We start from the raw sequence: 15,409 nt of genomic DNA on the forward strand, positions 1-15,409 counted from the left end.
TGCCTTCTGATACCACATGCGGGCAGATCCTCACCTCCGCGCCGACTGCGGTAGCTCGGCGCGGCGGGCGTAGGTGACCCGGGGAACGGTGGCCCGGCGGGTGTGGCCGTCGCCGTCGGTCCAGGCAACCTGTTCGGGGGTGTCGTCGAAGACGACGTCGAAGGCGCCGTCGGTGAGGGAGAAGTAGGTCACGAGCTCCGCGAGGCCCTGCTCGAGCGGGTGGTCGTGCAGGAGTGCGGCCAGCCCCACCTGCGACCGCTGCAGCAGGGCGCGCCGCACGTGCGCGGTGAGCGGAGCTGGGTCGACGTGCACCTGACCGAACAGGGCGGTGGCGTCGAAGTCGTCGTCGCCGCTCTGCAGACTGCTGCTGTCGACGGCGGCCCGTGTCTGGGGCGTGTACAGGGGGCGTTCCATCGGCAGGACGACAGTGGATGCCAGCGCGTCGATCTCGACGCTGAGCTCGACGCGACGTTCCCCGCGGAGTTGGAGGGCGGACGTCTCGATGCTGCGCAAGATGTCCATCACCCGCCGGTTCTCCAGCCAGACCCGGTCGTCGAGGTAGCGGCGCAGCTGTTCGGAGAGGGTGCGCACGGTGGTCTGGGTGCGCTCGCCGGCGGCCAGCCACTCGTGGTGGACGGCGCGCAGGCGATCGTCGCCGTCGGCGAGGGCGGGCAGCTCGTGCACCCGGCGCAGCAGGTCGGTGAGCTCCTCCTGGCGGGTGGGGGAGAGCAGGAAGTCGTAGAAGGCGTGGAAGCTCTTGCCCTGGTCGGAGTCGGCGATGCTGGCCCGGCCGTCGACCACCTGCTCGAGCAGGCCGCCCTTGGCGCCGTCCCAGGTGGTGATCTGCTCGCGCAGGTCGCGGTCGAGCGCCCGGAAATTGCCTTCCACCTCGCGGAAGTCGGCCAGCAACTCGCGCGCGGTGCCGGCGAACTGCTGGTACCGGTCCCGCTGGGCGGACGGGTCCATGACGTCGACCTCGCCACGGCGGACGCGCTCGATCTCGTCGTCGATCTCCTGTCGCCGCCGTTCGAGCTCGGCGAGGCGGGTGTCGGGGTCGGCCTCGGCGCCGTAGACCATCTGGCGCAGCAGGTCGACGACGGTGTTGAGCCGGGACTCGGTGCCGACGAAGGCGCGGGCGCGCAGGGACGCGCACCAAGCCACCGCTTTCTCGGCCGCGGGGGTGGCGTCGAAGTGCGGCTCGTCGGAGCCGGCCAGGTAGTACTTGCGCAGCCAGCCGGCGTCGGGGGCGGCCCAGGCGTCGAGGTAGGCGCGCGCCGGCTTGGGAAACTGCGGCGGTTCCTGCCCCTCGTTAAGGGCATGGAGGACGTCGTCGAGCCGGTCGGCCAGCTCGCCGGCCGCGATGCCCCGGACGTTGCCTTCGACGAACACCTGGTCGAGAAAGCTGATGATCAGCGGAGCGTGGTCGGCGCGGACCAGCCGCCACGCGGAGCTGTGGCGTTGCAGTGCGGCGACGTCGTCGTAGTGCACGGCACCTCCGGTCCGGGTTCGCGGTCGTCGCTGATGCTAAGGAGGACCACCGACAGGATCGGGCACCGGCGCCTGCGCTCACCGGCGCGTGCGGTCACCTGCCTCCGGGTGCCGGCGGTCGAGGGCGCCGAGCCGTTCGTCTACGGCCTCCCGGTCGAAGTGCGCCGGGTCGAACGGGTGGCCCAGCCACTCAAGTCGGTCGGCGGCGGCCGGGTCGTCCGGGTTGCAGGCGGCCGCACAGAGGTCGGCGTAGCCCCACACCCCGCCGCAGTCCTCGGGGGGGCCGGCTCGCCGCCCGGCCAGGCATCGGAGAGCCACCGGTCCCACGGCCGGCTCGACGGACTCGACGAGCACCTCGTGTTCCCAGTCGTCTCCGAAGTCGTAGGTGTAGCGCAGCCGGTCTCCCACGCGGGGCAGCACCTGATCCACCCGGACCGCGGCCTCGTCCCGCGAGTCGTCGAGCCAGCCGCCGGAGAGCTGTCCGGGATCGCCGTACCGGGCGTCGCCGACGCGGAAGTCGTGCAGGTGCGTGTCCGTCCACCCCATCGCCACCTGGATGACGTCGTGCAGTCCCGCCAGGGTGAGATCGTCGGGCACCAGCACCCGCCGCCACACCGGTGGCTTCGTGCCCAGCAGCCGGATCTTGAGTTGGTAGGCGGTGGCGCGTCGGCTCCCGGCGTCCGGGCCCCGGCGAGTGCCCTGGCCGCCGCCCCGGACGACGGTCGGCCGCGGCGGGACGGCGGCGGGCGCGTCGAACAGCGGTTGCTGGCCCTCGGGCACTCGCCCGACCGACCTCTTCGACCGCGGAGCGGGCAGCGCGTCGAGACCATCGAGGGCGGCACGGTAGGCAGCCAGGTCGAGCGGCCCCCGGTCGGTCAGTGCGTGCCACAGCAGCTCGGTCGCCACGCCGGCGAGCTCGTGCAGGACGTCGTGCCGCTCCATGCCCGCGGCGAGCAGCCGCTGGGCCGCTTGCCAGGCCTCGGGCGGGTCGTCGTCCCAGAGCTGGTTGGCCACCATCTCGTGGACGGCCAGGTGCAGCCGCGGGTTCACGCCGTCGATCTCGCCGTCGGCGAAGGGGTCGTCCAGCACGGCGTGGTACTCCGGATGCTCCCCGGCGATCAGCAGCCCCCGGTCATCGGGGTCGGCCGGGTCGAGGGACGGGTAGTCCTCCCCACCGATCGTCGTGCCGACATAGGGCATGGCGAAAGTGCGCCGCGCGATCGCGTCCTCCAGGGCGGCCGGGTCCAGTTCATCGTCGAGCAGGTCGCCGGCGTAGGACATCGCCAGCTCTGGGCCGCGCTCGGCGAACTCGGGGTAGCTCCGCGCCACCAGGTACGTGTCGGCGAGCTCCTCGGCGGCGGAGACCAGATGGTCGCGGGCCACCGACGGCAGCGTCGTGCGGCCGGCGGTGAAGCGGGTCCAGGCGAGGACCACGCCGGGCATCGCCTGGGCCTCGTCGTCGCTCAGGTCCGCGCCGAGCAGCCGGTCGAGCAGCAGGTCGGCCAGCGTGCCCGGACTGATCCGCAGCGGGTTCGCCGGCTCGGCCTCCACCCGGTGGGCCACGATCAGCGCGGCGCACCGCTCGACCGTCGCGTTCGTGGTCAGGTGCGCGGCCTCGGGAGAGGCGAGGAATTCGCCGACGAGCGCCGCTTCGTCGAGAGGTCGCGGTGCCGGCGGCGCGGGGTCGGCGGCCGGCAGCGCGCGCAGCCGCGCCAGGACGAGGGCGCGGGTCGCGACGAGGTCGTCGTCGACGTCCGCGGGGTCCGCCGTGTCGACGGCCCGGAAGGCGGCCTCGATCTGCGCCCGCGCGGTGCCGAGATCCAGCTCCTCGACGACCACCAGCGGGTCCTGGCCCTGCCGGTCCCGTTCGGTCCGCACGTCGTCCGGGTCGTCCTCGAGGAACGCGCCGGCCGCGATGCCGCCCTCCGTGTGGTCCACCAGCACGACCAGGGCGTGTGGCCGGCAGGGGCGGGCGAACTCGACCGCGATGGTCGCCGCATCGCCGTAGACGTCGTGCACCGTCCAGGCCCCGGTGGGTGCCACGTCATCCAGCTGGGTGGTCCAGTCCGGCTCGGGGACACCGGCTGCGGCCAGCCGCCGGATGCCAGGGACGGCGAGATCGCGCTCGCCCGGACCGCCGAGGACGGCGAGGCAGCGCAGGAGACCCAGCGACGTCGGGCGGCGCACCTTGCCGGCCTGCCGCACCACGTCGGCGACCAGGTCGGTCGGTCCCCGTTCACCGGCCGGATCGTCGGGACGGGCGCGGCGGGCGGCGCCGAGCAGGGTGGACACCGTGATCTCGGCGGACAGCGCGTCGGCGTCCTGCAGCTCGCGCTCCAGTTCCCGGAGAAGCTGCACGCCAGGGGACTGGTGCGAGGAGCTCCCCGACCGGTGCTCTCTGCGGCTCCGGTTCCGCGGTGTCCGGCCTCTGCTCTTCGGACTCACACCGCCAGCTTCGCAGTGATCCCGCGAGCGGAACAGGGCGAGGCGGTGGGTGACGGTAGCCGTTTCACCGTCGCCGAAACGGGCCGAGCGTGCTGCCGCAGGCGCTGGCGCACCTCGATGTCTGACGGCGCCCGGCACCCCGGCGTGGCGGCGAGGACACGCGGCGGACTGGCGCCCGGAGGGCCCAACGACCCTTCGGCGGGCGACCTGGCCTTCGCCGTCCCGCCCGGCACGTGCGCCGACGTCTTCGCCGGCGGCAGCTCTCGCAGGAGACGTCCGGTGCGGAAAGTCCCTGGTCCCGACGCCGCACAGGCGCTTCCTCGGCTAGCGTTGCACCATGCGCAACAGAATGGATGGCGACGGGCAGCCGCCGCTGGTCCAATCCGTCGATCGTGCGCTGGCGATGCTCTCCGTGCTGGCCGACCGCGGCAGCGCCGGCGTCACCGAGCTCGGGGTCGAGCTCGGCGTGCACAAGTCCACGGCGTCCCGGCTGCTGGCCACGCTGGAGGCCCACGGCCTGGTCGAGCAGTTGGGGGAGCGAGGCACCTACCGGCTGGGGTTCGGGCTGGTGCGCCTGGCCGGGGCAAGCGCGGCACAACTGGACCTGACCCGGCTGGGGCGCGAGGTGTGCGAGCGGCTGGCCGCCGAGCTCGACGAGACGGTCAACCTCGCGGTCCTCGACGGCGACAGTGCGGTCAACATCAGCCAGGTGCACGGGAGCGCCTCGGTCGGCGTGCTCAACTGGGTCGGTCGGCGCACGCCGCTGCACGCCACCTCCAGCGGCAAGGTGCTGCTCGCGTTCGGGCCGGCGGCCGCCCGCCGAGCTCTGCCGCCCGCCCCGCTCGAGCGGTACACCCCGGCGACGATCACCGACGCCGCCGTCCTCGACGAGGTCCTCACCGAGGTCTGCACGCGGGGCTGGGCGGCGACCGAGGGCGAGCTCGAGCTGGGCCTCAACGCCGTGGCCGCGCCGGTCTGCGCTCCGGACGGCCGGCTGGTCGCCGCGCTCAGCGTCTCCGCCCCGTCCTACCGCCTGCCCGTCGAGCGGTTCGCCGCGGTGGCCGAGCGGCTGTGCGTCGTCGCCACGGAGACCGGCAGGCAGCTCGGCTGAGGGTCGGGAGCGGCGCCGATGCGGCGTTCTGTGTCGGCCCTGTCGACACAGTGTCAGGACGTGCGGCGACGCGCCGTCGCCTCTTGACGGAGGCGTAGCCCATTCGGAGGCTGTTGCGCATTCCGCGAGCCGTTGCGGAAACCGCAACAACCGAAGGGCGTGGCCATGGGCATGGCTCCCCGCAGGTCGTCGCCCCGTGTCGTCGTCATCGGCGCCGGGATCGTCGGTTGCTCGCTGGCCGACGAGCTCACCGGACGCGGCTGGACCGACGTCACCGTGCTCGACCGGGGCCCGCTGTTCGCGGCCGGCGGATCGAGCTCGCACGCGCCGGGCCTGGTCTTCCAGACCAACCCGTCGAAGACGCTGGCGGAGTTCGCGCGGTACACGGTCGGCAAGCTGGGCGGCCTCGAGCTGGACGGCGCACCGGTCTTCCGGCCCGTCGGCGGCCTGGAGGTGGCGACGACACCTGAGCGCTGGGCCGACCTGGCCCGCCGGCACGGGCTGGCCACCTCCTGGGGGATCGAGGCCCGGCTGGTCGATCCCGGCGAGTGCGCCCGGCTGCACCCGCTGCTCGACCCGGGTGCCGTGCTGGGCGGGCTGCATATCCCGAGCGACGGGCTCGCGCACGCGGTACCGGCCGGCGAGGCGCAGGCGCGGCGGGCGATCGACCGGGGGGCCCGCTTCCTCGCCCGGCACCGGGTCACCGGCGTCGCCGAGGAGCACGGCCGGGTCAGCGGCGTGCACACCGATCAGGGCTTCGTGCCGGCCGACGTCGTCGTCTGCGCCGCCGGCTTCTGGGGTCCGGACGTCGGCGCGCTGGCCGGGCTGACCGTGCCGCTGCAGCCGCTGGCGCACCAGTACGCCACCACCGCGCCGGTGCCGGCGCTGGCCGGCGCCCTGCGGGAGATCAGCGCGCCGATCCTGCGGCACCAGGACGCCGACCTGTACTACCGCGAGCACGGCGACCGGATCGGCATCGGCTCCTACGGCCACCGCCCGATGCCGGTCAACGCGGCCGACACCGAGGCGCACGCGAACAGCTGCCTGCCCTTCACCCCCGACGACTTCGCCGACGCCTGGAAGCAGAGCCTCGCGCTGCTGCCCGGGCTGGCCGAGACCGAGGTCGCCGCCGGCTTCAACGGCGTCTTCTCCTTCACCCCCGACGGCATGCCGCTGATCGGCGAGCACCGCGACCTGCCCGGCTTCTGGGTCGCCGAGGCGGTGTGGGTGACCCACTCGGCCGGCGTGGCCAAGGCCCTGGCCGAGTGGCTGGTCGACGGGCAGCCGCGCACCGACGTGCACGAGTGCGACCTGCACCGGTTCGCCGACGTCCAGCTCTCACCGGAGTACGTGGCCGAGCGGGGAGCGCAGCAGTTCGTCGAGGTCTACGACGTCGTCCACCCGCTGGCCCCGGCCGCGGTGCTGCGCCCGCTGCGCACGAGCCCGTTCTTCCCCCGACAGCAGGAGCTCGGCGCCGTCTTCGGCGAGGCCGGCGGCTGGGAGCGGCCGCTGTGGTTCGAGGCCAACGCCCCGCTGGCCGAGGGTCTCGACCTGCCGGCGCGGGACCCGTGGGCGGCGCGGTGGTGGTCGCCGACCGTGGCGGCCGAGGCGCTGGCCACCCGCGGGCAGGTGGCGCTCTACGACATGACCCCCCTGACCCGCATCGAGGTGACCGGTCCGGGGGCGGAGGACTTCCTCCAGCGGCTGACCACGAACGACGTCGGGAAGCCCGCCGGCCGGGTCACCTACACGCTGCTGCTGGACGCCGCAGGCGGGATCCGCAGCGATCTGACCGTCGCCCGGCTGGGCGAGCACCGCTTCCAGGTGGGGGCCAACGGCCCGCTCGACCTCGACTGGTTCCGGCAGCACGCCCCGGACGACGGATCGGTGCAGCTGCGCGACACCACCGCGGGCACCTGCGGCATCGGGCTGTGGGGGCCGCGGGCGCGCGAGGTGCTCCAGTCGCTGACCCGCACCGACGTCACCCACGCGGCGTTCGGCTACTTCCGGGCGCGGGAGCTGTTCGTCGGCGGCGTGCCGGTGACCGCGCTGCGGGTCTCCTACGTCGGCGAGCTCGGGTGGGAGCTGTACACCGACGCGGCCACCGGGCTGCGGCTGTGGGACGTGCTCTGGGATGCGGGCCGGCGGCGCGGGATGGTCGCCGCCGGCCGCCGGGCCTTCGACAGCCTGCGGCTGGAGAAGGGCTACCGCGCCTGGGGGGTGGACATGACGACCGAGCACGACCCGGTCGAGGCGGGGCTGGAGTTCGCCGTCCGTCAGGACAAGGGCGACTTCGTCGGGCGGGAGGCGCTCGACCGCCGTCGGCACGACCGGCGGCTGTCCTGCCTCACCCTCGACGACCCGGCAACGACGGTGCTGGGCCGCGAGCCGGTGCGGGTGGGCGGGACACCGGTCGGCTACGTCACCAGCGCGGCCTTCGGCTACACGATCGGCCGCTCGATCGCCTACGCCTGGCTGCCGGCGTCGCTCGCGGAACCCGGCACCGCCGTGAGCATCGACTGGTTCGGCGAACCGCTCGCGGCGACCGTCGCCGCCGAGCCGCTGGTCGACCCCTCCGGCACGCGGGTCCGGTGCTGACGATGGCCTACGACGTCATCGTCCTGGGGCTGGGCGGCATGGGCAGCGCGGCGGCCGCGCACCTGGCCGCCCGTGGCCAGCGGGTGCTGGGGCTGGAGCGGTTCGGCCCGGCGCACGACCAGGGGTCCAGCCACGGCGGTTCGCGGATCGTGCGGCAGGCCTACTTCGAGGACCCCGCCTACGTGCCGCTGCTGCTGCGCGCCTACGAGCTGTGGGACCAGCTGTGCGCCGACTCCGGCACCGACGTGCTGGTGCGCACCGGCGGGGTGTTCCTCGGCCGGCCCGACAGCCGCACCGTCGGCGGCAGCCTGCGGGCGGCTCGCGAGTGGGGGCTGGCCCACGAGCTGCTCGACGCGACCGAAGTCCGCCGCCGGTTCCCGACGCTGACCCCGGCCGACGACGAGGTGGGGCTGGTCGAGACCGCCGCCGGGTTCGCCCGACCGGAGGCGACCGTGGCCGCGCACCTCGACCTGGCCTTCGCGCGCGGCGCGGAGCTGCGCTTCCGCGAGCCGGCGCTCTCCTGGGCGGCGACCCCGGGCGGCGGGGTGCGGGTGCGGACGGCGGCGGGGGAGTACGAGGCGGGTGCGCTGGTGGTCAGCCCCGGTTCGTGGGCGCCGGAGGTGCTGGCCGGGCTCGGGCTGCCGCTGACCGTGGAGCGGCAGGTCATGTACTGGTTCCAGCCCAGGGGTGGCACCGCCGCCTGGACGCCGGACCGGCACCCGATCTACATCCACGAGGCGGCCGACGGCACCCAGGTCTACGGCTTCCCGGCGATCGACGGCCCGGACGGCGGGGCGAAGGTCGCCTTCTTCCGGCGGGGCACCCCGTGCACCCCGGAGACCATCGACCGGCAGGTGCACCCCGAGGAGGTCGCGGCGATGGCCGGGCACCTGGCCGGGGTGCTGCCGACCCTCCCGGGGGAGCTGCTGAAGGCCGCCACCTGCATGTACACCACGACGCCCGACGAGCACTTCGTCATCGCGCCACACCCCGAGCACCCGCAGGTGACCGTGGCCTGCGGCTTCTCCGGGCACGGCTTCAAGTTCGTGCCGGTGGTCGGCGAGATCCTCGCCGACCTCGCCACCACGGGTTCGACGACGCACCCGATCGCCCTGTTCGACCCCCGCCGGCCCGCTCTGGAGGCCACCCCGTGACCGCGACCCTCTCCGCTCCCTCCTCCAGCCTGGTTCCGACCCTCGCCGGGCGGTACTACACCGACCCGGCGCTGTTCACCCGCGAGCAGGAGCGGGTGTTCGAGGCGATGTGGTGCTGCGTCGCCCGCACCGACGAGGTTGCCTCGCCTGGCAGCTTCCGGCGGGTGCAGGTCGGCCGGGAGAGCGTGCTGGTGGTGCGCGGCCGGGACGACGCGCTGCGCGCGTTCCTGAACGTGTGCCGGCACCGCGGCGCGCAGCTGTGCACCGAGGAGTCGGGCCAGGTGAACCGCACGCTGCGCTGCCCGTACCACGCGTGGTCGTACGGGCTCGACGGAGCGCTGGTCGCCGCACCGAACCTGGCGCGGATGCCCGACGTCGACCGGGTGGCCAACGGTCTGGTGCCGGTGCCTCTGCGCGAGTGGCTCGGCTACGCGTGGGTGTGCCTGGCGGACGCCCCGCCGTCCTTCGAGGACGACGTCGTCGGCGCGGTGACCGAGCGGCTCGGCGACCCGGCGGCGATCGAGGGGTACGACGTCGGGCGGCTGGCCCTGGGCCGGCGGATCCGCTACGACGTCGCGGCCAACTGGAAGCTCGTCGTCGAGAACTTCATGGAGTGCTACCACTGCGCCACGATCCACCCCGAGCTGACCGACGTCCTGCCGGAGTTCAGCCGCGGGTACGCCGCCCAGTCCTTCGTCGGGCACGGGGCTGAGTTCGCGGCTTCCGCCGAGGGCTTCACGGTCGACGGCGGCGCCGGCTTCCCGGCGCTGCCGGGGATCGACCCGGACCGCGACCGGCGCTACTACGCGGCCACGATCAAGCCGGCGGTCTTCCTCAACCTGGTGCCCGACCACGTGATCCTGCTGCGGATGACCCCGCTGGCGGTCGACCGCACGGTGGTCGAGTGCGACTGGCTGTACGCGCCGGAGGTGGTCGCCGCCGGGCTCGACGTCTCCCGGTCGGTGGAGCTGTTCCACCGGGTCAACCAGCAGGACTTCGCCGCCTGCGAGCGCACCCAGCCGGGGATGGCCTCGCGTGCCTACGCGGCCGGAGGGGTGCTGGTCCCCGTCGAGCACCACCTCGGGCTGTTCCACGACTGGCTGCGCGGTCGGCTCGGTGAGGGGTGACGGTGCGCCACGGACCGGTGCGCACGTGATCGTCTCGCGCCTGATCGCCGCCCGGGGCAGGAACGGGAGCCGGCCGCAGCATTCCTACCGTGATGCTACTTCGGTAGCATCGCCGAGGTGAAGCTGAGCATCAGCCTGAGCGACGAGGACGTCGCATTCGTCGACGAGTACGTCGCGGCGTCCGGCCTGGAAAGCAGATCAGCCGCGATCCGTCGCGCCCTGCACCTGCTGCGCCAGCCCCAGCTGGAGCAGGACTACGAGCGGGCGTGGGAGGAGTGGGCAGCGTCGGGTGAGCAGGCCGCCTGGGACACCACCGCCGGCGATGGCGTGGCCGATGCGCCGAGGTGAGGTGCGCCTGGTCGACCTCGAGCCCGTGCGGGGCAACGAGGCGAACAAGCGGCGGCCGGCCGTCGTGGTCAGCAACGACCAGGCCAACGCGACGGCGGACCGGCTGGGACGAGGGGTGGTCACCGTGGTTCCGCTGACGAGCGACGTCGGCCGGGTGTTCCCGTTCCAGGCCTTGCTCCCCGCTGCGCTCAGCGGTCTGCGGATCGACTCCAAGGCTCAGGCCGAGCAGGTCCGCTCGGTGGCGGTCGAGAGGATCGGCCCCGTGCTGGGACGAGTCCCGCCACGGCTCATGCACGACGTCGACGAGGCGCTCCGGCTGCACCTCCAGTTGTGAGCCAGGGCCGTTGCTGTCTGCGCGCGCCCAGCCGGAGGGGCAGGTGCCTTCCTCGTGCGGCCGCCAGCCGTCGTCCTCGGCCCAGGACGTGACGAACTCCCTGAGGTAGCCGGGTTCGGTGCCGCGGTCCAGCCGGGGACGCCGGTCAATCGGACCGGTCGCCAGGCACGGCGCCGGGCCCACTGATTTCTTTCTCGACCTGCCGCCGAGTGGTGCCGCGGTGGGGCCGGCGCGCGCTCCGGGCCCGCGCCGGCCGCCGTCGATCAGGCCATCTCGGGGACGCGCAGGTGGTGGATCGCCAGCTCGAACTCGGCCATGTCGGTGACCTCCAGCCCCATCTGCTGGGTGAACTGCTCGCGCATCCCCCGCACCGCCTCGGCGGAACCCTCCAGAGAGGCACGGTCGTCGTACGTGGCGGTCAGGACGCTCATGCCGGTCTGCCGGTCTCCCATCACGCTGACGCTGCAGAAGCCCGGGATCTCGTCCAGACGCGGTAGTACGCCCGTACGGAGGGTCTCGGTCATCTCGTCCATGCGGGCGGGGTCGCCGCGGGTCCACGTGACGCGGCAGCAGGCGCCCTCAGGCGCCTGGTGCGCGCGGTGCAGGAGAGCGATCTCCCACTCCTGGACGTCGAAGCGGCCACCCATCACCTCGGTGGCGCGCTCGCGCATGGCCATGACCGCTTCCCTGCTGGCGCTCATCGACTCCTCGGAGTCCCAGCTCGTCGTGACGATGCATCGGCCGGAGTCGCGGTCGCAGAGCATGGACAGGCCCATGCAGCCGGGCATGCTCTGCACCGCGGGCATGACCTCGTCGCGCACGTTGGCGATGCCCTCGTCGATGCGCTGCGGGTCGGCCTGAACGGTGGTGGAACGGGTGTACATGCCGCCCTCCTCTCGGGATGGCGGGCGGCGCCCGGGCGGCGTCGCCGCGGGGGACATGCTGCTCGCCTCGGCGGCTGACCGACAGACCGCTGCGCGTGCTGGGCGCGATGACCCGCGCGGCGCATACGCGCCGCCTCGACCGGACGACGGGACCGTGCGGGAGCAAGGGGCGGTCGGTCATCGCGAGCAGTCCGTCGACGGTCCGGTTCGTGCTGCCGGAGCGGGGCGAGCCGTTGAGGGACCTCGTCGGTCAGTGAGAGCCAGGCCGACGAGCGATGATCGTCGCCGGCCGGGCCCGGGACCGACGGCGTCGAGCTCGTCACCGTGCAGGTGGCCGCCGACGACGGCGTCGTGTGGCCCAGCGCGGGACGCCGTGGCACTGCGGCGTCCCGCGGACTTCAGCCCGGGGACGCCGGATCGAACGAGAGCGGAGCAGTCAACAGAGCCCGCACCGCGGCCGCCACCTCATCGGGGCGCTCCTCGGGCAGGAAGTGCCCTGCTCGGGCGAGCAGGGTCAGGGTCGTGCCGGCAGTCGTAGCGGTGCGGTGCCCCTGTTCCGTGGCGAAGAAGGGGTCGCGGTCGCCCCACATCACGAGGGCCGGCCCGGTCCACTGGTCCAGTCGTCGCTGGACGGGCGCGTACAACGCGTCGAGTTCGCGCAGGCTGCCCTCGAAAATCGTGCGGACGACCCGTACCTGGGCACGGTCGCCGAGGTGGGAGCCGAGGTCGAGCCGCGGCCGCGGGCGCCCCACACCAGCGATCAGCATGGCCGCCAGGGAGGCGCGAGAGAAGAGTGCGGGTGCCAGCAGCCGGCCGACGACCGGCTGCCTGACCAGCGAGAGCGGGAACGGCACGGGCGTGTCCGGGAAGGCGTTGGTCGCGAGCAGGCCGAGGCGGACCACCCGGCGCGGAACCCGGCCGGTGAGCATCAGCCCTACCGGGCCACCGAAGTCGTGTCCCACCACGGTGACCGACTCGACCGCCAAGGCGTCGAGGACGTCGGCCAGCGCCTCGGCCTGCCCGCGTGCGTGCAGGGTGGCGAGGTCGCGGGGGCGGCCGCTGGCCCCGAAGCCGAGGAGGTCGGGCACGAGCACGGTCGCGTCCGGGCACAGCAGTGGGACGACGTCCCGCCAGCTGTCACGGCTCCCGGGGATGCCGTGGAGCAGCAGCACCGGTTCGCCGGCACCCGATCGGGTCAGCGCCATCCGCCCGTGTCGCGTCGGGATCGTGAGCTGCTCCATGGCAATCTCCCTGCCACTTGAGAAAGTAAAGTAGACTCCTGTCGGTGGCGGGCCGCAAGACCTACGGGCAGTTCTGTGCGCTGGCACGTGCGATGGACCACGTGGGCGACCGGTGGACGCTGCTCGTCGTGCGGGAGCTGTTGATCGCACCGGCGAGGTACGGCGACCTGGCGGCCGCGCTTCCCGGTGCTGCGACCAATCTGATCGCCCAGCGGCTCCGGCAGCTGACCGACGACGGGATCGTCGAGCGGATCGGGCCGGCTGGTGCGCACTACGCCCTCACGAGTCACGGACGTGGGCTCGAGCCGGTGATCATGGAGCTGATCCGGTGGGGTGCGGCGTACATGGCCACAGGGCCCGGGAACGACGTCGTCGACGAGCGGTGGGCCTGGCTCGCGGTGCGTGCGCTGCTGGAGGGGCTTGCGCCGGGACTGCCGCCGGGGGCGGTGGCGGTGCGATGCGGGGAGTTCGAGTTCTCCGTGGTGGTGGAGGGCTCCGGCCGGCACGTCGTCCGCGAGGCTGCCGGTGAACGCCGGGCAGTCGTGTCGGCTCCTCTGCCGGCTCTTCTCGGCGCGGTCGCATCCGGGGAGTGGGACGACGTGCGGCTCGAAGGTGACGGCGCCTTCGCCCGAGCAGTACTGGATCCTGGCTCCAGCGGCCGGCCGCCCTGGCCATGATCGGCGGCCGGTCAGACCGTGCCCGGCCGGTCGGTGGCGGGCCCTCGGTGCGCCCGGTCACCGCGAGGGCGCAGAACGTCCGCCGGTCAGGTCCGGCGTGTCGTGACGTCTGCATGCGTTGACCGAGCCGCGTCGCCGTCGCGACGCCGGTCCGCCCCGCTGCAAGGAGGAGCCAAGAGCCGCAGCGACATCGACGCCCTGAACGCCACGTTCATCAACGGGATGGAGACCGGCGACGCCGCTCTGATCGCCTCGGTTTACGCGCCGGACGCCGAGGTCATGCCGCCGGGTTCGCCGGTGGTCACCGGCGCCGTGCTCAAGACGGTCTCGCTGGAGGAGCGCGAGGACCTCGCGGTCGAGGAGGGGCAGTACGAGATGCGCGTGGGCGCCGACGTCGTCGACGCCGGCAAGTACGTCGTCGTCCATCGCAAGCTGCCCGACGGCGGGTGGAGCATGGGCCTCGACATCTGGAACTCCGACTCGCCACCGCAGCAGTCGTAGCACTCGAGCCGCGCACCGCTCAGGACTTGCCGGGCTTCGGGCGGTGCGTCGAGCCGCGGCCGCGGGCGCCCGCTCGGGCTGGCGGGCGGCGCGCCTGCGGCGTCGCCGCGAAGGCCGTGCATCTCGGCGCCGGGGTGCTGTCAATGGATGCCGACGCGTCCGGTGTCGGTGATTCTCACCGGCTCACGCGGGGACGAGTTCCCTTTCCTCGACACGCGATGCCGGCGCGGTGTGCGCGACGCCGGCGGCGACCACCAGGGCCGCCGCGAGAGCCGGTGCGGCCAGCGCGGCGGTCGCGCCCAGGGAGTCGACGACGACACCGGTTCCCGCGGAGGCGAGCGCCTGGCCTACGATCACCGCGGAGCCGAGCATCGTCATGGTGGTCGCCGAGCGGCCCGCCGGGCTCAGCCGCGCGGCCAGGCTGTAGAGGGTGACGAGCGTCGGGCCGATGCCGAGGCCGAGGACGGCGAGGGCGACGACGAGGCCCCCGACCGACCGCGCGCAGGCATAGCCGATCGCCGCGGCGAGCAGCAGGGAGCCGAAGGTCCGCCAGCGCGCCCGCAGCGTGAACCGTGCCGGGAGCGCGGCCGCGCCCAGGGCGAGGACGGCCGACCCGATGCCCATGACGCCGTAGAGCAGTCCGGCGCGGTCGCCGCTGCCGTCCTGGGCGAGGAAGCCGGTGAGGGAGGTCAGCGTCGCGCCGAAGAAGATGCCGACGCCGAGCGTGCCCACCACGACCGTGAGCAGGGGGAACCGGACGAGCTCCCGGGCGGGCGCCGGGACCTCCGGGACCTTGTCGGGGTCGGGGTCGACCCGGCCGGTGTGGTGCAGGGCGAAGGCGGTGACGAACACGAATGTCAGCACCGAGGCGCCGGCGATGGCCACCCACGGGGCGATGGCGCTGGCGAGCAGCCCGACGAGGAACGGGCCGACGATGAAGACGGTCTCGTCGGCTGCGGACTCGTAGGCCATGGTGCCGCTGAGGACCTTCTCTCGGCGGCCGGGAGCGATGGTGCGCCCGATGATGGCGACCAGCCGGGTTCGTGACAGCGGGCCGACCTGCGGCGCGCTCGCACCGATGAGCACTGACAGCGCGAGGACGGCGACGTCCGGAGCGGTGCCCGCGACCACGAACGGGAAGGCGCCCAGCAGGGTGGCGTTGACCAGTCCCACCGGGACGAGGACCCGCCGCTGCCCGAACCGGTCGACGGCGGCGCCGAGGAGCGGGCCGGCGAGCGCGGTGCCCAGGCCGGCGGCGGCGGAGTTGAGTCCGCCCAGGGTGACCGATCCGCGTTCGGCGACGACGAGGGTCAGCACGCCGACCACCATCATCGCGAAGGGCAGCCGCGCGACGAAGGCGAGCGGGAAGTACGTGGGACCGGCGTGCCGGAGGAGCGGGGACTCGAACAGTCGGGCGTGCGTCATCACCTCTGTGCATCTGCGGATCGGGCGTGCCGCCTTGATCCGTCAGCGAGGCCGACAGCAGGTAGTTACACGTTCT

General features: G+C 73.6%; 13 protein-coding genes. 8 read left to right on the plus strand and 5 right to left on the minus strand.

Annotated elements, in window-relative coordinates; translation table 11 throughout:
- Window positions 1-30 precede the first annotated feature (30 nt).
- Both FHU33_RS07405 and FHU33_RS07410 read right to left on the minus strand, forming a co-directional pair.
- The gene (locus FHU33_RS07405) at window positions 31-1,488 is read right to left on the minus strand and encodes a DUF3375 domain-containing protein (RefSeq protein ID WP_142024762.1); all 1,458 of its coding nucleotides are present in this window, start codon (window positions 1,486-1,488) and stop codon (window positions 31-33) included.
- Window positions 1,489-1,566: 78 nt separating this feature from the next.
- Window positions 1,567-3,846: a DUF1841 family protein gene (locus FHU33_RS07410; protein ID WP_142024763.1), complete on the minus strand. Its 2,280-nt coding sequence runs from the start codon at window positions 3,844-3,846 to the stop codon at window positions 1,567-1,569.
- 424 nt (window positions 3,847-4,270) lie between these two features.
- Between FHU33_RS07410 and FHU33_RS07415 the strand changes: the two genes are divergently transcribed.
- The 6 genes from FHU33_RS07415 to FHU33_RS07440 all read left to right on the plus strand — a co-directional run bounded on the left by FHU33_RS07415 (window position 4,271) and on the right by FHU33_RS07440 (window position 10,605).
- The gene (locus tag FHU33_RS07415) at window positions 4,271-5,044 is read left to right on the plus strand and encodes an IclR family transcriptional regulator (protein ID WP_142024764.1); all 774 of its coding nucleotides are present in this window, start codon (window positions 4,271-4,273) and stop codon (window positions 5,042-5,044) included.
- Between the two features lie 165 nt (window positions 5,045-5,209).
- Window positions 5,210-7,642 carry a GcvT family protein gene (locus FHU33_RS07420; protein ID WP_142024765.1) on the plus strand — a complete coding sequence of 811 codons (2,433 nt, stop codon included), beginning with the start codon at window positions 5,210-5,212 and terminating at the stop codon, window positions 7,640-7,642.
- A gap of 2 nt (window positions 7,643-7,644) precedes the next feature.
- A complete protein-coding gene (gene solA / locus FHU33_RS07425) occupies window positions 7,645-8,796 on the plus strand; it encodes an N-methyl-L-tryptophan oxidase (RefSeq protein ID WP_142024766.1) in 1,152 nt (383 codons plus the stop codon).
- Window positions 8,793-9,923: an aromatic ring-hydroxylating oxygenase subunit alpha gene (locus FHU33_RS07430; RefSeq protein ID WP_142024767.1), complete on the plus strand. Its 1,131-nt coding sequence runs from the start codon at window positions 8,793-8,795 to the stop codon at window positions 9,921-9,923. Before solA ends, FHU33_RS07430 begins: the two co-directional genes overlap by 4 nt.
- A gap of 117 nt (window positions 9,924-10,040) precedes the next feature.
- Window positions 10,041-10,271 (plus strand): ribbon-helix-helix domain-containing protein, encoded by a 231-nt coding sequence (locus tag FHU33_RS07435; protein WP_142024768.1) that lies wholly within the window; start codon window positions 10,041-10,043, stop codon window positions 10,269-10,271.
- A complete protein-coding gene (locus FHU33_RS07440) occupies window positions 10,258-10,605 on the plus strand; it encodes a type II toxin-antitoxin system PemK/MazF family toxin (RefSeq protein WP_142024769.1) in 348 nt (115 codons plus the stop codon). The genes FHU33_RS07435 and FHU33_RS07440 overlap by 14 nt, the downstream gene beginning before the upstream one ends.
- Window positions 10,606-10,868: 263 nt before the next feature.
- Here the strand turns inward: FHU33_RS07440 and FHU33_RS07445 are convergent, their stop codons facing one another.
- A complete protein-coding gene (locus tag FHU33_RS07445) occupies window positions 10,869-11,489 on the minus strand; it encodes an antibiotic biosynthesis monooxygenase (protein WP_142024770.1) in 621 nt (206 codons plus the stop codon).
- Between the two features lie 398 nt (window positions 11,490-11,887).
- The gene (locus tag FHU33_RS07450) at window positions 11,888-12,730 is read right to left on the minus strand and encodes an alpha/beta fold hydrolase (RefSeq protein WP_142024771.1); all 843 of its coding nucleotides are present in this window, start codon (window positions 12,728-12,730) and stop codon (window positions 11,888-11,890) included.
- Window positions 12,731-12,774: 44 nt separating this feature from the next.
- On the opposite strand from FHU33_RS07450, the gene FHU33_RS25345 reads away from it, so the two are divergent.
- Window positions 12,775-13,407, plus strand: coding sequence for a winged helix-turn-helix transcriptional regulator (locus FHU33_RS25345; protein ID WP_246063385.1), 633 nt, complete (start codon window positions 12,775-12,777; stop codon window positions 13,405-13,407).
- 102 nt (window positions 13,408-13,509) lie between these two features.
- Window positions 13,510-13,908 carry a YybH family protein gene (locus tag FHU33_RS07460; protein ID WP_246063386.1) on the plus strand — a complete coding sequence of 133 codons (399 nt, stop codon included), beginning with the start codon at window positions 13,510-13,512 and terminating at the stop codon, window positions 13,906-13,908.
- A 183-nt stretch (window positions 13,909-14,091) separates the two neighbouring features.
- Here the strand turns inward: FHU33_RS07460 and FHU33_RS07465 are convergent, their stop codons facing one another.
- Window positions 14,092-15,333, minus strand: a complete 1,242-nt coding sequence (locus FHU33_RS07465) for an MFS transporter (RefSeq protein WP_142024772.1) — start codon at window positions 15,331-15,333, stop codon at window positions 14,092-14,094.
- Window positions 15,334-15,409 lie beyond the last annotated feature (76 nt).

The organism is Blastococcus colisei (assembly GCF_006717095.1).
GTDB lineage: Bacteria > Actinomycetota > Actinomycetes > Mycobacteriales > Geodermatophilaceae > Blastococcus_B > Blastococcus_B colisei.

Bases quoted from the DNA above. Each gene is read 5' to 3' on its own strand.
- FHU33_RS07440 (WP_142024769.1), top strand. From the start codon at position 10,258: ATGCGCCGAGGTGAGGTGCGCCTGGTCGACCTCGAGCCCGTGCGGGGC.
- FHU33_RS07445 (WP_142024770.1), bottom strand. From the start codon at position 11,489: ATGTACACCCGTTCCACCACCGTTCAGGCCGACCCGCAGCGCATCGAC.
- solA (WP_142024766.1), top strand. From the start codon at position 7,645: ATGGCCTACGACGTCATCGTCCTGGGGCTGGGCGGCATGGGCAGCGCG.
- FHU33_RS07420 (WP_142024765.1), top strand. From the start codon at position 5,210: ATGGGCATGGCTCCCCGCAGGTCGTCGCCCCGTGTCGTCGTCATCGGC.
- FHU33_RS07465 (WP_142024772.1), bottom strand. From the start codon at position 15,333: ATGACGCACGCCCGACTGTTCGAGTCCCCGCTCCTCCGGCACGCCGGT.
- FHU33_RS07415 (WP_142024764.1), top strand. From the start codon at position 4,271: ATGCGCAACAGAATGGATGGCGACGGGCAGCCGCCGCTGGTCCAATCC.
- FHU33_RS07450 (WP_142024771.1), bottom strand. From the start codon at position 12,730: ATGGAGCAGCTCACGATCCCGACGCGACACGGGCGGATGGCGCTGACC.